At 68.0% G+C, this 1496-nt stretch carries 2 protein-coding genes; both read left to right on the forward strand.

What is annotated here, in order from left to right; translation table 11 throughout:
- Positions 1 to 462: methyl-accepting chemotaxis protein (locus tag AC1DXV_RS34510; protein WP_477938034.1), on the forward strand; the 462-nt coding region annotated here is incomplete at its 5' end.
- Between the two features lie 354 nt (positions 463 to 816).
- Positions 817 to 1496 (forward strand): discoidin domain-containing protein (locus AC1DXV_RS34515; protein ID WP_477938035.1); only part of this gene is annotated, 680 nt, incomplete at its 3' end.

Below are 1496 nucleotides of genomic sequence, written 5' to 3' on the forward strand. Positions count from 1 at the left end.
GAGCAGGGCCGCGGCTTCGCGGTGGTGGCCGGCGAGGTGCGCAGCCTCGCGCAGCGCAGCGCCGGCGCGGCGCGCGAGATCAAGCAGCTGATCACCGACAGCGCCGAGAAGGTCGGCAGCGGCTCGCGCCACGTGGCCGATGCCGGCCGCGTGATGCAGGACATCCACCAGCAGGTGTCGAGCGTCAACGACCTGGTGGGCGAGATCCGCCGCTCGGCCGCGCAGCAGCACAGCGGCATCGAGCAGGTGACGCAGGCGGTGTCGCTGCTCGACCATTCGACGCAGGAGAACGCGGCGCTGGTCGAAGAGGCCTCGGCCTCGGCCGAGAGCCTGAAGCTGCAGGCGCAGAAGCTCCTCGAGTCGGTCGCGGCCTTCAAGACCGAGGCCGACGGGGCCGCATCGGTAAAACCCGCGGTTCATGCCCATCCGGCGGCATTCGGCGTCGGACTTGTATCCGCCTGAAACGGCGCTCTCAGACTCTCCGAATAGCTCGCATCGGCAAGACGTGAGCTGATGTAACGAAGAGCAAGAAGTTTGCGAGCACTTCGTTTGGAACCGATTCCAAGCGGTCGGGAACAGCCGATGAACGGTTGCTGTCCGACGTCGCCTGCCGAATGGCAATCGCGTCCCTTGTCGCTCGATAGCGAGTCTTGGCAATCATCTGAATGAGAGTGTGCGCTCTCTTTCGAGTGATCGTGCCAATTCGCACGAACGTGCTTTGACAGCTATCCGACGGCTCCCCTCGGCTTACAGGCTTTCTTCGCGGAGCGTGCAGCATCCGGGCCTTGTTTCTGCCACGTCTTGGAGGGGAAGCCAATGAAACACCATGTGCTGCGCAGCTTGCGCAACGGTTCGATGCTGGGGCTGCACTGCGCCCTGGCGATCCTGCTGGTCGGATGCGGTTCCGGCGACGGAGGAAGCTCCTCCGCCGGCGACGGCAACAACGCCAGTTCGAGCGATGCCGGCGGCGACCGGTCGCGCCCGATGGCGGTCGGTGACCCGATCGGCATCGCGCTGACGCCCGTCGCGGCCACGGCCAGCGCCGCCGAGCGCGGCGACCTGTCGGCTGCGGCCGCGATCGACCACGACGACAACACCCGCTGGAGCAGCGGCTTCACGGACGACCAGAACCTGACGCTGGACTTCGGCCAGTCGGTGAACGTCACCCGCGTGCGCATCAACTGGGAACGCGCCCACGCCACCCGGTACCTGCTGCAGGTCTCGAGCGACAAGTCGAACTGGGTCACGATCAAGACCGTCGACAACAGCCAGGGCGGCATCGAGGACTGGACCGGCCTGAGCGGCCAGGGCCGCTACCTGCGCGTGCAGGGCGTCACCCGTTCGAGCCAGTACGGCTACTCGATCTTCGAGATCCAGGCCTACAGCGGCACGACCTCGGCGCCGGCCCCGGCTCCCGCGCCTGCACCGGCACCCGCCCCGGCACCGGCACCCGCCCCGGCACCGGCACCGGCGCCCAGCCCGGCCCCTGCGCCGGC

The sequence above is a fragment of the Rhizobacter sp. P3_C12 genome, assembly GCF_056402735.1.